The sequence below is a fragment of the Pseudomonas sp. DD1 genome, assembly GCF_044510355.1.
GTDB classification, from domain to species: Bacteria; Pseudomonadota; Gammaproteobacteria; order Pseudomonadales; family Pseudomonadaceae; genus Aquipseudomonas; species Aquipseudomonas shahriarae.
The window spans coordinates 277,752-295,267 of record NZ_MSAJ01000022.1 but is presented as its reverse complement, the minus strand read 5'-3'; the positions used below and the strand labels follow the sequence as shown (position 1 = coordinate 295,267).

Here is a 17,516-nt window from a genome sequence, read left to right as displayed (position 1 = left end):
ATTGATTGGGGCCGCCGAAGTAGGTGTGTCGGAGTCGCCATTAGTTGCGGCTCAGCGTGCCCCCAATCCAAGAAATTTGCCGATTAGCGCTATGAGATCAGGACGATCCGGGCCTCGGCCAGGAGCTGTCATGTCTCAACCCCGCGCCCGCATCGCTTCGCAGCTGGGCATTGCCTTGGCGGTCATATTGGCTGTCGTGATCAGCGGCAGCACGGTATTTGCCCTGCGCTCCCTGGACTCGGCCAACCTGCTGACCCGTGAAGAACACCTGGCCAGCGAAGCGCGTTTGCTCGCCGACCAACTCAATACCTTCCACAGCACCCTGCGTGAGAGCACCCAGCGTTTGAGCGGGTTGTTTGAAAAGCGCTTCGGCGCCGGGTTGAGCGTACGTCCCGAGCAGATGGTGAGTGTGGCCGGGGTGCAGACCCCGAGCCTTTACCTGGGCACTGAAGTACTGAACAACAACTTCGACGAGGTCGATGAGTTCAAGCAGATGTCCGGCGGCGTGGCCACGGTGTTCGTGCGCAGCGGCGAAGACTTTGTCCGTATCAGCACCTCCCTGACCAAACAGGACGGCAACCGCGCCATCGGCACCGTGCTGGATCGCCAGGGGCCGGCCTACCAGCGCCTGCTCGCCGGGCAGAGCTACATCGGTCGCGCGGTGCTGTTCGAACGTTCCTACATGACCCAGTACAGCCCGGTACGTGATGCCAGCGGCCAGGTGATTGCGGTGTTGTTCATCGGTTTCGACTACACCGATGCGCAGAACGCCCAATTCGCCAACCTCAAGCGGTTCCGCATTGGCCAGACCGGCTCGCTGGCGCTGCTGGACGAGCAAAAACACTGGCTGGTGCCGCCTGCCGGCGTGCAGGCATTGGAGCAGGCCGTTCCGGTGATCCTGGAGCTGGCGCAAAAGCCTGGCCAGGGGCGTTTCTGGAGTGACAAGGGCGAAGACTTCTACAGCGTTGCGGTGCCATTTGACGGCGGCCCGTGGTCGGTGGTGGCGAGCATGCCCAAGGCCGAGATCCGCGCGGTGACCTGGGCCGTGGGTATCCGCCTGGTGATCGGCAGCGTGCTGGCGATGCTGTTGGCGGTAGGCGCGGCGGTCTGGTTGCTGCGCAGCAAATTGCAGCCCCTGGGCGACCTGGTGCGCCAGGCCGAAGCCCTGGGGGCCGGTGATTTGAGTGCGCGGCTGAATGTGTCCAGCCACGATGAAATCGGACAGCTGGCACGCAGCTTCAACCAGATGGGCGAGGCCTTGTCGACCATGGTCTCCCATATCCGCAAGGCGGCCGAAGAGGTCAACAGCCGCGCCCAGGCGCTGTCAGGTTTGTCGGGAGGCGCTTATGAGGGCATGGAGCAGCAATCCGGCGAGATCACCAGCATGGCCGGCGCGGTAGAAGAGTTCAGCGCCACTTCGCTGAACATTGCCGACAACATGGGCAATACCGAACGCATGGCCCAGGAAAATGCCCAGCAGACCCGCATTGGCCGCAACTCGATGCAAGAGGCGTCGTCGTCCCTGGAGCATATCGCCACGGCACTGAACAGCACGGCCAAGGTGATCAATACCCTGGGCCAACGTTCCCAGGAAATCGGCGGCATCGTCGGCGTGATTACCTCGATCGCCGAACAGACCAACCTGCTGGCACTCAACGCCGCCATCGAGGCGGCGCGGGCCGGGGAGCAGGGGCGTGGATTTGCCGTGGTCGCCGATGAGGTGCGCAACCTGGCCTCCCGTACCCGCCAGGCCACCGATGAGATTTCCGGGATGATCCAGAGCATCCAGCAGGAAACCGGCAATGCCATCAGCACCATGGAGCAGGGCAATGTGCTGATGCAGGAAGGCTTGTCGCGCAACGCCGACGTGGCCTCGGCCCTGGCGCGCATCGACGAGCAAAGCCGCTCGGCGGGGCAGCAGTTTGCCGCGATTACCACAGCGACCCAGGAGCAAAGCAGCACCGCGACCTTGCTCAGCAGCAACCTGCAGAGCATTGCCCTGGCTAACAGTGAGCAGCGGGAAGTGGTCTCGAACCTGGCGATTACCGCCAGGGAGCTGGAGACGTTGGCGGCAGGGCTGCGGCAAGAGGTGGATCGGTTTCGGTAAGGCTGATCAATTCCCGAGTCCCGGATCCACCCGTTTGCCGATGTCCTTGAGCCGCGCCAGTTGATCAACCATCCCTGGCGCTTCGTCGAGGCTGCTGACGAAGGTCCACAGGTACGTCATCACCGCATAGACATGGCCGGCCTTGACCGCTGGCGACAAGGCCAGTTGGCTGATCGCTACGATGAACAGTAGCGCTGCCAGCGCGCCGAGAAACAGGTAGGCGACGGCTTCGCGGTCCGACAGCCAGATACGCAGGCGTGACAGCAGTTGGTAATGGCGTCGCAACGTCTGGGCGCCAACCTTTTCCACCAGGCCAATCTCTTTCTCCAGGCGGTTATTCAACCGTTCGTGCAACTGCTCGTTACGGCGGGCGAAGCGCGGTAGCAGGATGATGCAAAGCAGCAGTGCCGCAAAGCAGGCCAGGCCTACCCAAGGTTCAATCACCAATAACATCGCGGCCGCGCCAACGATGGAGACCAAGGCTGTTGCGATCACCGGCACATGCTTTTCGAAGAAGTCGACAAAGTCCCGCGCCAGCACCACCCGTGCGGCGGCCTTGGACGTGCTGTGATTCTGTAGACGCTGGTTGAGAATCACAGGCACGGCAAGATCGGCGTAGATCCGCGTGAAGGTCCGGGTATCCAACGCCCGGCGTGCGGCACCGACCACCCAGAACGCCATCACCACGGCCGCATAGAACAGCGCACTGCTGGCATCGCCGCGCAGGATCGAGTCCACGGCGAAACCGGCAAACAGGGGATAGGCCAGCAGCAACGCGTTCTCCAGCGCAACCAACGACAGCGTGCAGAACAGCTTGCCGGGATAAGCCTTGGCGATTGCCTTGAGGGTTTGGCTGGCCGATTGCTGGCCGATTTTCTTGCTTTCTTCGATCAGGATCTGTGGCGTTGTGGATGGCATGGGTGCACCAAAGGAGTAATAGGCGCTACTATTGAGCGACTGCTCAAGTATCCTTGAGCGGTCGCTCAAAAAGCAAGCGCCGCTTATCTGACGGTGCCCGTAAGGAATTGCCCATGTCGCGTATCGACCGTAAAGACCAGATCATCGCCGCTGCCCTGGAGCTGTTTCGCAGCAAGGGCTTTGCCGATGTCTCCACCCGCGATCTGGCGGAGCATGCGGGCTTGTCCCGCAGCCACGTGTATCACTACTTCAGCGACTGGAAAGAACTGCGCCGCGAAGCCTTTGTTCGCTTCGCCAATGAGCAGTTGGACGAAGTGCGCGGGCCATTGGCAGATGCGCCGCCGCTTGAGGCCTTGGTGGGTTTCCTCAGGGGTTGCCTGCCCTGTACCGCCGACGCCGGCTGGGCGCTCTGGCTGGATGCCTGGGATGAGGCGATGCACGACGCGGAACTGGCTCAGGCGTATCTGCTGGTCAATGCCCAGTGGCAAGCCATGCTTGCCGATGTGATCGAGCAGGGGATCGCTGCCGGGGTATTCCGCTGTGGCTCATCCAGCCGTGCGGCCCGCCAGATCTTTGCGGTGACGATGGGTTATACCGATGACCTGTTGCTCAAGCCCTCCGTCGAGTCGGCGCAAGTGGTACTGGGTGAGGTGATGGAAGTGGCGGGGCTGCTGCTGGATTTGCCCAGGGATCGCTAAGTCACGGCGGCTGGCCGGTACTGCAACGCTTCGGCCAGATGATGGCGAGCGATGGCGTCTGCCTGTTCCAGGTCGGCCAGGGTGCGCGCGACCTTGAGTAGCCGATGAGCTGCGCGCAACGACAGGGTCAGGCGCTCACAGGCGCTTTCCAGCCAACCCTCATCGGCTTTCGATAGCTCGCAGTGGCGCCGCAAACCCGTCAGGTCGAGGAATGCATTTGCACAGCCCTGGCGTTGTTGCTGGCGATCCCTGGCGCTGGCGACGAGGGTTGAAGCGCTGGCAGTGTCATTGCCGGTTTGTTTGGCTGGGTTCAGCGCGGTGCTTTCCCGGGCAACGGTCAGGTGCAGGTCGATTCGATCCAGCAACGGCCCAGAGAGCTTGTTGCGGTAGCGTTGGATCTGTTCCGGCGTACACCGACAGCGCCCGCTGGGTTCGCCCATATAGCCGCAGGGGCAAGGGTTCATGGCTGCCACCAGTTGAAAGCGTGCGGGGAAGCTCACGCGGTCGCGCGCCCGGGAAATCACGATATGCCCGGACTCCAATGGCTCGCGCAGCACCTCCAGCACCTTGCGATCAAATTCCGGCAGTTCATCGAGAAACAACACGCCGTGATGGGCCAGGGTGATTTCCCCAGGTTGTGGCTTCGAACCGCCGCCCACCAGCGCCGGCCCGGACGCCGAATGGTGCGGCTGACGAAATGGCCGGTGGGGCCAGTGGCTCAACGGTGCGAGGCTGACCACCGACTGGATGGCCGCCACTTCCAGGGCTTCCTGTTCGCTCAAGGGCGGCAGCAGGCCGGGCAGGCGGCTGGCGAGCAAGGTCTTGCCGGTGCCGGGTGGCCCGCTGAACAGCAGGTTGTGGGCACCCGCTGCGGCAATCAGCAACGCGCGCTTGGCGGCAAGTTGGCCCTGCACCTCGCTCAGGTCCGGGTAAGGTTTGTTCAGGTACAGCAGCCCGTCGGACTTGTACGGCTCGATCGGCACCCGTCCATTCAGGTGCGCCACCACTTGCAGCAGATGATCCACTGCAATCACCTTCAACCCGGAGGCCAGGCACGCCTCCTCGGCATTGGCCCTGGGCACGATCACGCTGCGCCCGGCCTTGCGTGCCGCCAGCGCGGCCGGCAACACCCCTTTGACGGCACGCACTTCGCCAGACAGGGCCAGTTCGCCAAGGCATTCAACGTCATCCAACTCCAGCGCCGGTACCTGCACGCTGGCCGCGAGAATCCCCAGGGCAATCGCCAGATCAAAACGCCCGCCGTCCTTGGGCAGGTCGGCGGGCGCCAGGTTGAGGGTGATACGGCGTGCGGGGTATTGCAGCGCGCTGTTGAGAATGGCGCTGCGCACCCGGTCCTTGCTCTCCTTGACCGCGGTCTCCGGCAGGCCCACCAGGGTCAGGGACGGCAAGCCATTGGCCATATGCACTTCGACAGTGACGGCAGGGGCTTCGACGGCGATCTGGGCGCGGCTGTGGACGATGGCGAGGGACATGCTCGTTCCTTGAAAGGGAGGGCCGCGTGTTGCGGCTTTTTCAAGGGTAGACGAGGGCGGGTGAGGCGCTGTGCGCAGGTTTTACAGAACGTATCCAGGCGCTGTCATTGCAGGAGCCGGCAAGCCGGCTCCAAGAGGGGACGCGGTGGTTATTCCTGAGGTGGATTCAGCCGCGCTTCCAACTCCGCCACCTTCGCCTCCAGGCTCTCCAGCCGCGCACGGGTGCGGGCCAGGACTACCATCTGGCTGTCGAACTCCTCACGGCTGACCAGGTCCAGCTTGCTGAACCCGCTTTGCAGCAGCGCCTTGAACTGGCTTTCGATTTCATTGCGGGGCAGCGGGGTTTCGCCGCTGAACAGGCGAGAGGCGTGGCCGCTCAGGGCGTCGAGGAGGTCTTTGGGCGCGAGCATGGGAAACATTCCGGAAAACAGTTGGCCGGCAGTGTATCACGCAGCGCCTATAGTCTTTTCAGCGTGGCCTGCGCACGCTTTTCGCGCATTGGGCTGAATGCGGATGCACTGTTTTTGTGCGTATCCAGGCTGCTGCACCGGCCCATTGGTGGGCGTAGACGGGCAACGGATTGATTTCAGTGACTTTTACGGAGCTGGCAAGGTTTCTGCTTAGACGATCATGACCCATGCACTGATGCAGTCGCTGTGACGAATGCAGTGCGCTGACGGACCAGGGTACATGTTTCGTCACCAACGGTTAGCTGGCGTCGCAAAGGCATTTGCCGAGGCGACGATGCGTTACAAAGCCAGGCACTGCGCTTAGACTTGAGACGGGTTTGTTTTCCTGGGGCAAGTCCACCAATTCGGGAGAGAGTTTTCATGAAGCTAGTCACTGCCATCATCAAGCCGTTCAAGTTGGACGATGTACGCGAGTCACTGTCCGAGATCGGCGTGCAGGGCATTACCGTCACTGAGGTCAAAGGCTTCGGTCGGCAGAAGGGTCATACCGAGCTGTATCGCGGCGCGGAATACGTAGTCGATTTCCTGCCGAAGGTGAAGATTGATGTCGCCATTGACGACAAGGATCTTGATCGGGTTATCGAGGCGATAACCAAGGCGGCCAACACCGGCAAGATCGGTGACGGCAAGATCTTCGTGGTCAATCTGGAACAGGCTATTCGCATCCGTACCGGCGAAACCGATACCGACGCAATCTAAGCCGCCAAACCCCAACGCCCCAGGAGAAAACAATATGACTCTGCGTAAATTCGCAGGGCTAGGAGCCCTGTTGTCCATCGTAATGCCCAGCCTGGCCATGGCGGCAGACGAAGTGGCGGCTCCAGTCCTCAATTCCGGCGACACTGCCTGGATGCTGACAGCCACCGCACTGGTGCTGTTCATGACCATCCCTGGCCTGGCGCTGTTCTACGGCGGCATGGTCCGCTCCAAAAACATTCTTTCTGTGATGATGCAGTGCTTCGCCATTACTGGTCTGATCAGCATCCTGTGGGTCGTCTACGGCTACAGCATCGCGTTCGACACCACGGGCATGGAACAGGGCGTCGTCAACTTCAACTCGTTCTTCGGCGGCATGGGCAAGGCGTTCCTGGCGGGTGTCACACCGTCCAGCATCACTGGGCCTGCGGCGCTGTTCCCGGAAGCGGTGTTCATCACCTTCCAGATGACCTTCGCGATCATCACCCCGGCGCTGATTGTCGGTGCGTTCGCCGAGCGCATGAAGTTCTCCGCCATGCTGCTGTTCATGGCCATCTGGTTCACCCTGGTCTATGCGCCGATCGCGCACATGGTCTGGAGCGGCAACGGCGGCCTGATGTGGGACTGGGGCGTGCTGGACTTCGCCGGCGGCACCGTGGTGCACATCAACGCCGGTGTGGCTGGCCTGGTGGCGTGCATCGTGCTCGGCAAGCGTAAAGGCTACCCGACCACCCCAATGGCCCCGCACAACCTGGGCTACACCCTGATCGGCGCGGCGATGCTGTGGATCGGCTGGTTCGGCTTCAACGCCGGCTCCGCTGCTGCGGCCAACGGCACGGCCGGCATGGCGATGCTGGTGACTCAGATCGCCACTGCTGCTGCGGCACTGGGCTGGATGTTCGCCGAGTGGATCACCCACGGCAAGCCAAGCGCCCTGGGCATTGCCTCGGGTGTGGTAGCCGGCCTGGTGGCCGTTACCCCGGCCGCCGGTACCGTGGGCCCGATGGGCGCCCTGGTGATCGGCCTGGCGTCTGGCGTGATCTGCTTCTTCTGCGCCACCAGCCTCAAGCGCAAGCTGGGCTACGATGACTCCCTGGACGCCTTCGGTGTGCACGGTGTGGGCGGGATTGTCGGGGCGATTCTCACCGGCGTATTCGCGGCGCCGATCCTGGGTGGCTTCGGCACCGTGACCGATATTGCTGCACAGGTCTGGATCCAGGCCAAGGGCGTAGGTTTTACCGTGATCTATACCGGCATCGTGACCTTCGTGATTCTCAAGGTGCTGGACTTGACCATCGGCCTGCGTGTGACCGAAGAGGAAGAGGCCGTTGGCCTGGACCTGGCGGAGCACAACGAACGTGGCTACAACTTGTAAGAACGTATGAAAAAAAACATGCCCGGCTTGCCGGGCATTTTTTTGTCTGGTATTTGCCTGTGGTGACGGCGCGTGAGCATTTCTGTGCCGAGTTTGTGATTGGATCCACACGGTACTTTTCAGTGTGCGAATGTCTTACAGGCATGTAGGCGTATTCGGCACTTTGTTTTTTCCCAGAGCGCGCTAGAATGCGCGCCGATGGGCGCAGAACTGTATATGGCGACAGACCCTGATTACCCTGCGGGCCAAGCCCCGGGTCATTTCAAGGGCAGCCTATCGGGTCGCCAACTGAGTTTGCCGGTCAAGGCCGGCCACTTGGCAATGGGCACATGGCAACGCGTTTATCTGGACGAGCACCCTGATCATGGCGGTGCTCGTAAAGTCCTCGCCACCTGCACGGTGATGGGGCATAAGCCACTGGTTATCCGGTGGACGTTGATTTTTTTCCGGCAGCCTTCGACAGATGGTGAAGCTGGGCTATAACTAATCTGCTTTTCGCAAGTCATGAGGTAGAACATGAGCGACGATGATCTGGAAAACGACGAACTGGAAGTAGGTGACGAAGACGACACCGAAGAAGGTCTTGAAGCGGTAGCGGAAGACGTTGCTGACGATGACGGTGGCGATGATGCACCTGTTCCGGCCGCCAAAGGCAAGGCCAAGGCTGCTGTTTCGGTAGACGAACTGCCGAGCGTCGAGGCCAAGAACAAAGAGCGCGATGCGCTGGCCCGTGCGATGGAAGAGTTCCTCGCCAAAGGCGGTAAAGTGCAGGAAGTCGAGGCCAACGTGGTGGCAGATCCACCGAAGAAGCCGGATAACAAGTACGGCAGTCGGCCTATCTGAGGCCGGTTACTTGCTTGCTGAAAAAGCCCGCCGTCGCTGCGGGTTTTTTCATGCCTGGAACAAACTCCAGCAGGCTCCCACCTTGGATTTCCAGTGGTATCGCAGCCGTGTTATTTCCAGCTGTGGAGCAGCTCCGGTAGCTCGGTCAGGCTGCGAATCTGCGCATCCGGCAATGCCTCACCTTCCCAAACCTTGCCGGTCGGGTTGAACCACACGGCTCGCAACCCCGCCTGCTGCGCCCCGGCGATGTCATCGCCAGGGTGATCGCCAATATGCACCGCCGCACTGGCATCCACCCCGCCCCGCTGCAACGCCTCTTGAAACAAGCGCGCATCCGGCTTGGCGATGCCGATATCCTCGGCCCTCAGGGCAAAGTGGAAGTAATCCGCCAGGCCTACGCGCTGCACATCGGCATTGCCATTGGTGATCACCCCCAGCAGAAAGTGCTGGCGCAGGGCTTGCAGCATCGGCTCGGCTTCGGGGAAGACGGTGAGCTGGTGCCGCGCATGAATGAACGCTTCAAAACACACATCGGCCATCTCCGTGGCTTGCGGCTGTGGATAACCGGCCTCTTCAAAGGCGTGCATCAGCACCCGCTGGCGCAGCACACTGATCCGGTGTTTGAGCTCGGGATGACGTTGCAGCACCTGCTGGCGCAGGCTGGCGAAATGCTCCAGGGGCAGGTCGCCGACCTTGGACGCATGGGTCGCCAGCCATTGGCGCATCGACGCTTCGGCGCTGATGATGACGGGGACGTTGTCCCACAGGGTGTCGTCCAGGTCGAAGGTGATTAGCTTGATGCTCATGAGTCGCCGCCTTTAACGCGTTTGGCCCTGGGATGGGCGCTGTCGTACACCGTCGCCAGGTGCTGGAAGTCCAGGTGGGTGTAGATCTGGGTGGTCTTGATATCCGAGTGGCCGAGCAGTTCCTGCACGGCGCGCAAGTCTTGTGACGATTCCAGCAGGTGGCTGGCAAAGGAGTGCCGGAGCATGTGCGGATGCAGGTTCTGCCCCAGCTCCCGCTCGCCGGCGGCCTTGACCCGCAACTGAATGGCCCGTGGCCCGAGGCGTCGGCCTTGCTGGCTGACAAACACCGCGTCGTCCGGCGGATTGCTCAGGGCTCGCAGGGGCAGCCACACCAGCAGGGCGTCGCGGGCCTTTTTGCCGATGGGCAGCACGCGGGTCTTGCTGCCTTTGCCGTGCACTTGCACCAGGCCGTCGGCCAGGTCCAGTTGCTCGAGGTTGAGGCTGGTCAGCTCCGACAGGCGCAGGCCCGAGGAATAGAACAGCTCCAGGATCGCCTGGTCGCGGTGCGCCAGGAAGTCATCTTCGACCGCGCCATCGAGCAATTGCAGGGTGCGGTCGGCATCCAGGGTCTTGGGCAGGCGGCGCTCACCCTTGGGCGGCGCCAGGCCGTTGGCCGGGTCGTGATCGCACAGGCCTTCGCGGTTGAGGTAGTGATACAGACCACGTACCGCCGACAGCAGGCGCGCCAGGCTGCGGGAGGATTGGCCTTGCTGGTGCAGGCGTGCAATCAGGCTGCGCAGGCCCTGGATATCAAGGGCCTTCCAGCTGCTGATCTGGTGTTTCTGGCAGAACGCCAGGACCTTGTTCAAGTCCCGTCGGTAGGCTTCCAGCGTATGGGGAGACACCTGGCGCTCGCTGCGCAGGTGAGCGCAGTAGGCGTCCAGTTGCCGTTCCATGGCTAGCGCACCGCGCGCAGGGCAGTGGTAAAGCGCGGCAGGCTGCGGCTCAACACTTCGGCAATGTAGGTCAAAAACAGCGTGCCTACCGTGCTCTTGTAGTGCTGCGGATCACGGCTGGCGATGGCCAGGACGCCATGCAGGCCTTGATGGTTGAGGGCGACCACGGCAGTCGAGCCGATCTGCACGCGCTGGTCCTCGCCAAACAGGAAGTCCAGCTCATGCTCGCGCAGGGTGCCGCTGATGGTCTTGCCTTCCGACAACAGGCCGCCAATGGCGGTCTGCGCTTCGCTGCCCTTGACCCAGCGCCCGACCGGCATCGGGTTGTCACTGAACAGGATCAGGCTGACAAACGGCACCTGGAAGTCCTGGCGCAGGCTGTCTTCGACGGCAATGGTCAGGTCTTCCAGGCTGGCGGCATCCAGCAGTGCCAGGATCAGGCGGCGGGTCTTGTCGAAGAGGCGGTCGTTGTCGCGGGCCACGTCCATCAACTGTGAGAGCCGATGGCGCATTTCGATATTGCGTTCGCGCAGGATCTTCATCTGCCGCTCCACCAGCGACACGGTATCGCCGCGCTGGTGAGGGATGCGCAGGGCCGGCAGCAGTTCGTCGTGTTCGACGAAGAAGTCCGGGTTAGCCTCCAGGTAAGCGGCGACGGCCGCTGCCTCCAGGCTTTCGCAAGGGGATCCTTCGGGCTGCTTGGCGGGTGCCTGGGGCTTATCGGTCATTGGCGAGTCGCTCTCATAGACGGACCTGTCCTTCGTATACACGGGATGCCGGGCCGGTCATCTTCACCGGTTGGCCTGGGCCTGCCCATTCGATGGACAGGCGTCCGCCGGGCAGGTCGATCAACAGGGGCGAATCCATCCAGCCCTGGCTGATCGCAGCCACGGCGGCGGCGCAAGCGCCGGTGCCACAAGCCTGGGTTTCCCCGGCGCCGCGTTCCCACACGCGCAATTGCGCGCGGGAGCGGTCGATGACCTGCAGGAAGCCGACGTTGACCCGCGCCGGAAAGCGCGGGTGATGTTCGATCTTCGGTCCCAGTTCATGCACCGGCGCATTGTTGATGTCGTTGACCCGCAGCACCGCATGGGGGTTGCCCATGGACACAGCGGCCACCTCGACCACAGTGCCGTCGACATCCAGTGGATAACTCAAGGCCTGGGCCTCTGCCTGGAAAGGAATATCGGCCGGCACCAGGCGCGGGGCGCCCATGTCGACGCTGATCTGGCCGTCGCTGCGGATATCCAGCTCGATAATGCCGCTTTTGGTCTCGACGCGAATCTGCCGTTTGGCGGTCAGGCGCTTGTCCAGCACGAACCGGGCGAAGCAGCGCGCACCGTTGCCGCACTGTTCCACTTCGGAACCGTCGGAGTTGAAGATCCGGTAACGGAAATCCACCTCCGGATTGCTTGGCGCCTCGACGATCAGCAGCTGATCGAAACCGATGCCGGTATGGCGGTCGCCCCACAGCTTGGCGTGCTTGGGCAGGATATGCGCGTGCTGGCTGACCAGGTCAAGGACCATAAAGTCATTGCCCAGGCCGTGCATCTTGGTAAAACGCAGCAGCATGGCTTACTCCGGCAGCAGGCTTTCGCCAGCAAACAACTCGGCTACCGTCTCGCGGCGACGCACTTCAAACGCTTGATCACCGTCCACCAACACTTCGGCGGTACGCCCGCGGGTGTTGTAGTTGGAGCTCATGACAAACCCGTAGGCACCGGCCGAATGCACGGCCAGCAGATCGCCTTCTGCCAGGGCCAGTTCACGGTCCTTGGCCAGGAAGTCGCTGGTTTCACAAATCGGGCCGACGATGTCATAGGTGCGCGGGGCGCTGTCGCGCGGGCGCACGGCGCTGACATCCATCCAGGCCTGGTACAGCGCCGGGCGGATCAGGTCGTTCATCGCCGCATCGACGATGGCGAAATCCTTGTGTTCGGTGTGCTTGAGGTACTCGACCTGGGTCAGCAGTACGCCTGCATTGGCAACGATGTAGCGGCCCGGCTCGAATATCAGCTTCAGGTCGCGGCCTTCGGTGCGCTCGCGTACGGCCTTGACGTAGTCGGCCACCAGCGGCGGCTCTTCGTCGCGATAACGCACGCCCACGCCGCCGCCCAGATCAATGTGGTGCAGGTAGATGCCGCACTCGCCGAGGCGGTCGATCAGCGCCAGTAGGCGGTCGAGGGCATCGAGGAAGGGGGGCAGACTGGTCAGTTGCGAACCGATATGGCAGTCCACACCCAGTACTTCCAGGTTTGGCAGTTGGGCGGCGCGGATATACACGTCTTCGGCGTCGGCAATCGCGATGCCGAACTTGTTCTCTTTGAGACCAGTGGAAATGTACGGGTGGGTACCGGCATCGACATCCGGGTTGACGCGCAGGGAGATCGGCGCACGCACGCCCATCTCGGCGGCCACCACTTGCAGGCGCTCCAGCTCGTCGGTGGACTCGACGTTGAAGCAATGCACGCCGATTTCCAGGGCGCGGCGCATGTCTTCGCGGGTCTTGCCGACACCGGAGAACACGATTTTGTCAGCCTTGCCGCCTGCGGCCAGTACACGCTCCAGCTCGCCACGGGACACGATGTCAAAACCAGCGCCCAGGCGCGCCAGGACATTGAGTACACCCAGGTTGGAGTTGGCTTTTACTGCATAGCACACCAGGCTTGGCGTGCCCTCCAGTGCATCGGCAAAGGTGCGGTATTGCGCTTCGATATGCGCTCGCGAGTACACATAGGTCGGGGTGCCGAAGCGTTCGGCAATCGCGGACAGCGCCACGCCTTCCGCGAACAGCTCGCCGTTCCGGTAGTTAAAAGCGTCCATGAAATTCCCTTAGTAGGTGTCGTGCTTGTGCGCTTTGGATTGCGACGTTTGCGCCTGTTCATTCGGGTCTTTGCTGTCATCGGGCAGGTACAACGGGCCTTTTTGACCACAGGCACTGACGAGGCAAGCGACCGCGACGAGCGCAGCAAGGGAAGAGATCAGGCGCTTCATGGCTAAATCCTTGAATATGCATTAATTGCGCCCGAGTATACCGACCACCCGCCAGCTTGCCTATGTGCCGGGACACCCGTCCGGCGGGGCTTTGCCGAGTATGTCGTGAAGTGACCTACATTAATTTGGGATATTTCTCGCGGCTGATGGGAACGAAATCGGTATTCTTTGCAATCATGATGGCGCCTCCGTATCGTGCGGCGCTTGAGCGTGAGTAGACACTTTTTGAGGTTCCCACCATGAGTTTGACCGAAGCCCGCTTTCACGACCTGGTCGATGCGACCCAGCAAGCGCTGGAGGATATTTTCGACGAGAGTGGCCTGGATGTGGATCTGGAAAATTCTGCCGGCGTGCTGACCGTCAAGTTCGAGAACGGTAGCCAATTGATCTTCAGCCGCCAGGAGCCGCTGCGTCAGTTGTGGCTGGCGGCACGTTCCGGAGGTTTTCACTTCGACTATGACGAAGAAGAAAAACGCTGGTCCCACGACACCAGCGATGAGCTGCTGAGCGAAATGCTTGCACGCATCACTCAGGAACAGGCCGGCGTCGAGCTGGATTTCGACGAGATTTGATCGTGACCCAGCCCACACCCGCCCGTCCGCCCAAGCCGCTGTTCAGCAATGTCAGCCCGGCAGTGCCGTCACCTTGTATCAGTTTGTGTCGGCTGGATGAGCAGAAAGTCTGCCTTGGCTGCTTCCGACACGTGGAAGACATCCGGGAATGGCGTTCCGCCGACGATCAGCGGCGCCGCGTGATCGTCGCACAGGCCGAGCAACGCAAGGCCGGTGCCTGACCTTCAGACCAGCCCATCTTGTTTATTTGGTGTGCTGTGGTAGTGTCCGGGTACACCTCAACTCATCGAGGTCCGTGAGAACCCCGCCGTTTATTGGCGGGGTTTTGCTTTTTTGTGCAGAAAAAAAGGAGTCTGCCGCAATCATGACTGCACCTTCCATCATCCTCACCCGTCTCGATGTGCAACGTCTTGAGCAACTGATCGACCGTATGGACGATAAACTGCCAGGCGTCATCGCCCTGCAAGCCGAACTTGACCGCGCTGAAGACGTGGTTGGCCACGATGAAGTGCCTGCCGGTGTCGTGACCATGAACTCTAGCGTGCATTGCCGCGAGCAAAGCAGCGGCAAGGACTATCACCTGACCCTGGTCTACCCCAAGGACGCGAATGCCGACGAAGGCAAGATCTCGATCCTCGCCCCGGTGGGCAGTGCGTTGCTGGGCCTGCAGGTTGGCCAGCACATCGACTGGCCCGCTCCAGGTGGCAAGACCCTCAAGCTTGAGCTGCTGAGTGTCGAAGGCCAGCCTAAAGACGGCGGCGCATTCACGCTCTAGACCTGATTCAAGGCCTGGTTGAGCGCCTGCTCCAACTCGGCCTTGTAGCGCAGGTAGAGATTGCTTGGGCTTTGAACATCACCGAGTAGCCCGGACAGGTCCAGGTCGGTGATGTAGCAACGATAGCGCTCGGTTTCCCGACGCTGCCCGACGATCTCCTGGGCGACCACTGCAAACAGCTGGTCGCCAAATTCCAGTTCACAAAACTCCCGCTGATTGCAGTACAGGGTAATCCCTACCTGGCCTGGCGCGCCCTTGCCGATAATCGCCTGCACGTCGTAGAACGGTTTGTTGGCCGGGACCTGGGGGGCCGGTCGTGGCTCGACCCGACGGGCCCGACCGCTTGCCGATGGCAACAGCTGGTAATACAGCGTTTGCACGGCCCCCAGTGGCTGCTGCGGGTCCAGCGGTGAGAGCGCGTCCCGACGATAGATGACCGACTGCAGGAAGCGCTGCAAAGGGGCGAGCAAGCTTTGCTCATCATGAAACGGCAGGCGCTGTTGCCAGAGGGCGTTGAATTCGTCGAGCACGTACAGCTCGGCGAAACCGTCATTGATGCGGTAGAACACCTGCACACAATCCGCCTGGCCCATAGGTAGCAGCGCTGCCAGATCATGGTCTTCCAGGGCCATGGCATCCAGGTGCAACGGGCTGTAGCTGGCCAGTTCTTCACAGAGGTATTCCACCAGCGCCTGCTGGTTGGCCAGGGACACATGATTGGCCTGCCCCGGCGCCAGTTCCATGACGTGATAGTGCTGCTGCACCTGGATCAGATAGCGGTGGTTGAGCTGGCTGAGCATCAGGTTTTGCGCGGTATCGAAAATCTCTTCCACACGCTGGGCAATGAACTGCGCACGGTTATGGCAGAAACAGCGCACCCGCAGCCGTGGCAGTTGGTCGTGTGGTAACTGATTCAGGTAATCGCGCAGGCAATCGAGCAGGGCGTGGGGGCCCTCGTAACGGCTGACCATTACCTCGTTCCAGCTGTTGAGTGTCACCTGGTCCAGGGTCAACACCAGGTTTTCCCTGACGCCGGCGTAACTCAGGGAGTCGGTGCGCTCGGTGGTCATCAGGATATTCAAGTCACGGTGGTGCTTGAGCGGGTCGACGCCGACGTTGACCAGCAACAGCACCTCCTCGGGTATCGCCGTACGCAGCAGGCGTTCCTCATCCACCGTGGCCAGGGGCAGGGCGACGGTCTGTTGCAGGCTGCCCAGCAGATTGAACAGCTCGAATTCGCTCAAATCGCTGGTGCCCGGATGCAGGGCCAGGCGCGTGCTGCTGTCGATCACGCCGTTGCGATGGCACCAGGTGAGCATCTCCAGCAGGTCGCGGCTGCGTTTGATCGGCGCAAAGTGCTCCCATTCCAAGGCCGTCAGGCTGCCGTTGTACAGGCCCCAATGGTACTGGCCCGGCTCCTTGCGATTAGGCGAGTGGACCAGGGTGAGGGTGTCTTCGGCCAGGTCCGGGGCAATCCCCGGGTTGATGAACTCGACCTTGCCGGCCTTGCGTTCAAAGGCAGCGTACAGGCGCCGGCCCAGCACATTGAGGTCGCGCTTGTTGATCAGGCTCACGGTCTGTTCGGTGCGGGCGAATTGGGTCAGGAAGCGATAGCTGTAATTGAGCTCATTGACCAGGGCGCGGCGTTCGGACGCGACCTGTCGCACTTTCCACTGGCTGCGGCTGTCGAGCAGGGCCAGTTGCCGCTGGTCCCAGCCCCATTCATGGGCCAGGCGCTCCAGCAGCGCACGTTGCCAGCCGGTGGCGCGCTGGCCGGTGGTGAGCTTGCGGTTGACCTTCAGGTACAGGCTGCGCCGCACCAGTTCCAGGCGCTCGGGTTCGTTGCGCCCGCGCAGGTATTCCTCGATGCGACGGTAGACCACGATATACGGGTCCAGCTCATCCAGGTCCAGTTGGTTGGCGAACACCGCACGTTTGAAACGCAGGCTCAGGCACTGCACCTTGGGGTGCTCGCTGGCATACACCTCGGTGAGCAACAGCTTGAGCACCGACTTGTAGGGTGACTCGATACCCTTGAACAACTGCCACAGGCCGGCGCCGATAAATTCTCCCGGCGGGATATGGGCCAGGTGCCCGAGGTCGAGGGTTTCGTCGGCGCGGATAAAACGTTTGGAAATCAGCGCGTGGGTAAATTCGGCGTAGCGCGCTTCTTCGTAGACTGGCACCAGCCACCAGATTGGCGTGCGCCCGGCCAGCCAGATGGCGGTGCGGTAGAACTCATCGAGCAACAGATAGTGCTGGCTGGTGCCGCAGTCATCTGAGCTGAGCTGGGTATCGCGACCGCCCTGAGCAAAACGGCTGGGTTCGATCAGGAAAAAATGCGCCTCGGCGCCCATGCTCAGGGCCCAGGCCTCCAGCAACTGGCACTTTTTGCGCAATTCGACCAGCTCGGCCTCGTTTACCTCGGCGGCGTGGCAGACCCACACGTCCATATCACTTTGGTCGGCCTGGGCCAGTGTGCCAAGGCTGCCCATCAGGAACAGACCGTGGATCGGGGTGGGCGGGTTGCCGTGGCGTGGCTTGTAGGAAAACGAGCGGGTCAGGCGCTGGGCTTCGGCCAGGACCTGGGCATCCGGTTCAAAATTCGACAAACCGGCCGGCGTACTGCCCGAGACATAGCCAGGCAACAAGGGGTGATTGACATGGAAAAACAGCGGCAGCAGTGCCAGCACGCTTTGCTGGCGCGGCGTCAGGCCTTCGACAGCCCGGGCCGTGCGGCCGGCATTGAGGGTGAGGAAACGCGAGCGCAGTTGGGCCAGTACCTTGCGGTCAATGCCTTCATCCAAGTCAGGGCGGATTTCATGGGTACTGGTCATGTCGAACTCAACGGCTCGCAGGCCCGGCGTGGGCGG

At 61.8% G+C, this 17,516-nt stretch carries 18 protein-coding genes and 1 pseudogene; 9 read left to right on the top strand and 10 right to left on the bottom strand.

Annotated features, from left to right (window positions below):
* Window positions 1–130: 130 nt before the first annotated feature.
* Window positions 131–2,107, top strand: coding sequence for a methyl-accepting chemotaxis protein (locus tag PSFL_RS14685; RefSeq protein ID WP_115129273.1), 1,977 nt, complete (start codon window positions 131–133; stop codon window positions 2,105–2,107).
* Window positions 2,108–2,113: 6 nt separating this feature from the next.
* On the opposite strand, the gene PSFL_RS14680 is transcribed toward PSFL_RS14685, so the two are convergent.
* Window positions 2,114–3,025: an ABC transporter six-transmembrane domain-containing protein gene (locus tag PSFL_RS14680; protein ID WP_057440494.1), complete on the bottom strand. Its 912-nt coding sequence runs from the start codon at window positions 3,023–3,025 to the stop codon at window positions 2,114–2,116.
* 113 nt (window positions 3,026–3,138) lie between these two features.
* Here PSFL_RS14680 and PSFL_RS14675 point away from each other — a divergent pair, with 113 nt between their 5' ends.
* Complete coding sequence (locus PSFL_RS14675; protein ID WP_273867625.1) at window positions 3,139–3,723, top strand: TetR/AcrR family transcriptional regulator; 585 nt, start codon at window positions 3,139–3,141, stop codon at window positions 3,721–3,723.
* Here the strand turns inward: PSFL_RS14675 and PSFL_RS14670 are convergent.
* Together PSFL_RS14670 and PSFL_RS14665 are read right to left on the bottom strand one after the other, a co-directional pair.
* Window positions 3,720–5,216: a YifB family Mg chelatase-like AAA ATPase gene (locus tag PSFL_RS14670; protein WP_397470207.1), complete on the bottom strand. Its 1,497-nt coding sequence runs from the start codon at window positions 5,214–5,216 to the stop codon at window positions 3,720–3,722. The two genes, PSFL_RS14675 and PSFL_RS14670, sit on opposite strands and share 4 nt — an antisense overlap.
* Before the next feature lie 149 nt (window positions 5,217–5,365).
* Window positions 5,366–5,626, bottom strand: coding sequence for an accessory factor UbiK family protein (locus PSFL_RS14665; RefSeq protein ID WP_057444205.1), 261 nt, complete (start codon window positions 5,624–5,626; stop codon window positions 5,366–5,368).
* 420 nt (window positions 5,627–6,046) lie between these two features.
* On the opposite strand from PSFL_RS14665, the gene glnK reads away from it, so the two are divergent.
* From glnK to sutA, 4 genes and pseudogenes are all read left to right on the top strand, one after another.
* Window positions 6,047–6,385 carry a P-II family nitrogen regulator gene (gene glnK, locus PSFL_RS14660; protein ID WP_002555808.1) on the top strand — a complete coding sequence of 113 codons (339 nt, stop codon included), beginning with the start codon at window positions 6,047–6,049 and terminating at the stop codon, window positions 6,383–6,385.
* Between the two features lie 34 nt (window positions 6,386–6,419).
* Window positions 6,420–7,757 carry an ammonium transporter gene (locus PSFL_RS14655; protein WP_029289659.1) on the top strand — a complete coding sequence of 446 codons (1,338 nt, stop codon included), beginning with the start codon at window positions 6,420–6,422 and terminating at the stop codon, window positions 7,755–7,757.
* 252 nt (window positions 7,758–8,009) lie between these two features.
* A pseudogene (locus PSFL_RS14650) lies at window positions 8,010–8,170 on the top strand (YjbQ family protein); the annotation flags it as partial.
* A gap of 103 nt (window positions 8,171–8,273) precedes the next feature.
* On the top strand, window positions 8,274–8,600 hold the full coding sequence (sutA, locus tag PSFL_RS14645) for a transcriptional regulator SutA (protein WP_057440491.1): 327 nt from the start codon (window positions 8,274–8,276) through the stop codon (window positions 8,598–8,600).
* 110 nt (window positions 8,601–8,710) lie between these two features.
* Here the strand turns inward: sutA and PSFL_RS14640 are convergent, their stop codons facing one another.
* Genes PSFL_RS14640 through PSFL_RS14615 form a run of 6 tightly spaced genes read right to left on the bottom strand, consistent with a single transcriptional unit; the run spans window position 8,711 to window position 13,296 of the window.
* Window positions 8,711–9,406, bottom strand: coding sequence for an HAD family hydrolase (locus PSFL_RS14640; RefSeq protein ID WP_057960982.1), 696 nt, complete (start codon window positions 9,404–9,406; stop codon window positions 8,711–8,713).
* Window positions 9,403–10,302, bottom strand: coding sequence for a tyrosine recombinase XerC (gene xerC / locus PSFL_RS14635; RefSeq protein WP_057440489.1), 900 nt, complete (start codon window positions 10,300–10,302; stop codon window positions 9,403–9,405). The genes PSFL_RS14640 and xerC overlap by 4 nt, the downstream gene beginning before the upstream one ends.
* Before the next feature lie 2 nt (window positions 10,303–10,304).
* Complete coding sequence (locus PSFL_RS14630; protein ID WP_057440488.1) at window positions 10,305–11,030, bottom strand: DUF484 family protein; 726 nt, start codon at window positions 11,028–11,030, stop codon at window positions 10,305–10,307.
* Between the two features lie 13 nt (window positions 11,031–11,043).
* Complete coding sequence (gene dapF / locus PSFL_RS14625; protein WP_057440487.1) at window positions 11,044–11,874, bottom strand: diaminopimelate epimerase; 831 nt, start codon at window positions 11,872–11,874, stop codon at window positions 11,044–11,046.
* A gap of 3 nt (window positions 11,875–11,877) precedes the next feature.
* The gene (gene lysA / locus PSFL_RS14620; RefSeq protein WP_057440486.1) at window positions 11,878–13,125 is read right to left on the bottom strand and encodes a diaminopimelate decarboxylase; all 1,248 of its coding nucleotides are present in this window, start codon (window positions 13,123–13,125) and stop codon (window positions 11,878–11,880) included.
* A gap of 9 nt (window positions 13,126–13,134) precedes the next feature.
* Window positions 13,135–13,296, bottom strand: a complete 162-nt coding sequence (locus PSFL_RS14615; protein ID WP_038444426.1) for a lipoprotein — start codon at window positions 13,294–13,296, stop codon at window positions 13,135–13,137.
* Between the two features lie 239 nt (window positions 13,297–13,535).
* Between PSFL_RS14615 and cyaY the strand changes: the two genes are divergently transcribed.
* From cyaY to rnk, 3 genes are all read left to right on the top strand, one after another.
* Window positions 13,536–13,868, top strand: a complete 333-nt coding sequence (cyaY, locus tag PSFL_RS14610; RefSeq protein ID WP_057440485.1) for an iron donor protein CyaY — start codon at window positions 13,536–13,538, stop codon at window positions 13,866–13,868.
* Window positions 13,869–13,870: 2 nt separating this feature from the next.
* The gene (locus PSFL_RS14605; RefSeq protein WP_057440618.1) at window positions 13,871–14,089 is read left to right on the top strand and encodes a DUF1289 domain-containing protein; all 219 of its coding nucleotides are present in this window, start codon (window positions 13,871–13,873) and stop codon (window positions 14,087–14,089) included.
* Window positions 14,090–14,232: 143 nt separating this feature from the next.
* Window positions 14,233–14,643: a nucleoside diphosphate kinase regulator gene (gene rnk, locus PSFL_RS14600; protein ID WP_057444204.1), complete on the top strand. Its 411-nt coding sequence runs from the start codon at window positions 14,233–14,235 to the stop codon at window positions 14,641–14,643.
* Here rnk and PSFL_RS14595 read toward each other — a convergent pair.
* Window positions 14,640–17,480 (bottom strand): class I adenylate cyclase, encoded by a 2,841-nt coding sequence (locus PSFL_RS14595; protein ID WP_397470206.1) that lies wholly within the window; start codon window positions 17,478–17,480, stop codon window positions 14,640–14,642. The genes rnk and PSFL_RS14595 overlap by 4 nt on opposite strands.
* Between the last annotated feature and the right edge of the window lie 36 nt (window positions 17,481–17,516).

Coding starts and splice junctions, on each gene's coding strand:
- PSFL_RS14685 (WP_115129273.1), top strand. CDS start 131: ATGTCTCAACCCCGCGCCCGCATCGCTTCGCAGCTGGGCATTGCCTTG.
- PSFL_RS14680 (WP_057440494.1), bottom strand. CDS start 3,025: ATGCCATCCACAACGCCACAGATCCTGATCGAAGAAAGCAAGAAAATC.
- PSFL_RS14675 (WP_273867625.1), top strand. CDS start 3,139: ATGTCGCGTATCGACCGTAAAGACCAGATCATCGCCGCTGCCCTGGAG.
- PSFL_RS14670 (WP_397470207.1), bottom strand. CDS start 5,216: ATGTCCCTCGCCATCGTCCACAGCCGCGCCCAGATCGCCGTCGAAGCC.
- PSFL_RS14665 (WP_057444205.1), bottom strand. CDS start 5,626: ATGCTCGCGCCCAAAGACCTCCTCGACGCCCTGAGCGGCCACGCCTCT.
- glnK (WP_002555808.1), top strand. CDS start 6,047: ATGAAGCTAGTCACTGCCATCATCAAGCCGTTCAAGTTGGACGATGTA.
- PSFL_RS14655 (WP_029289659.1), top strand. CDS start 6,420: ATGACTCTGCGTAAATTCGCAGGGCTAGGAGCCCTGTTGTCCATCGTA.
- sutA (WP_057440491.1), top strand. CDS start 8,274: ATGAGCGACGATGATCTGGAAAACGACGAACTGGAAGTAGGTGACGAA.
- PSFL_RS14640 (WP_057960982.1), bottom strand. CDS start 9,406: ATGAGCATCAAGCTAATCACCTTCGACCTGGACGACACCCTGTGGGAC.
- xerC (WP_057440489.1), bottom strand. CDS start 10,302: ATGGAACGGCAACTGGACGCCTACTGCGCTCACCTGCGCAGCGAGCGC.
- PSFL_RS14630 (WP_057440488.1), bottom strand. CDS start 11,030: ATGACCGATAAGCCCCAGGCACCCGCCAAGCAGCCCGAAGGATCCCCT.
- dapF (WP_057440487.1), bottom strand. CDS start 11,874: ATGCTGCTGCGTTTTACCAAGATGCACGGCCTGGGCAATGACTTTATG.
- lysA (WP_057440486.1), bottom strand. CDS start 13,125: ATGGACGCTTTTAACTACCGGAACGGCGAGCTGTTCGCGGAAGGCGTG.
- PSFL_RS14615 (WP_038444426.1), bottom strand. CDS start 13,296: ATGAAGCGCCTGATCTCTTCCCTTGCTGCGCTCGTCGCGGTCGCTTGC.
- cyaY (WP_057440485.1), top strand. CDS start 13,536: ATGAGTTTGACCGAAGCCCGCTTTCACGACCTGGTCGATGCGACCCAG.
- rnk (WP_057444204.1), top strand. CDS start 14,233: ATGACTGCACCTTCCATCATCCTCACCCGTCTCGATGTGCAACGTCTT.
- PSFL_RS14595 (WP_397470206.1), bottom strand. CDS start 17,480: ATGACCAGTACCCATGAAATCCGCCCTGACTTGGATGAAGGCATTGAC.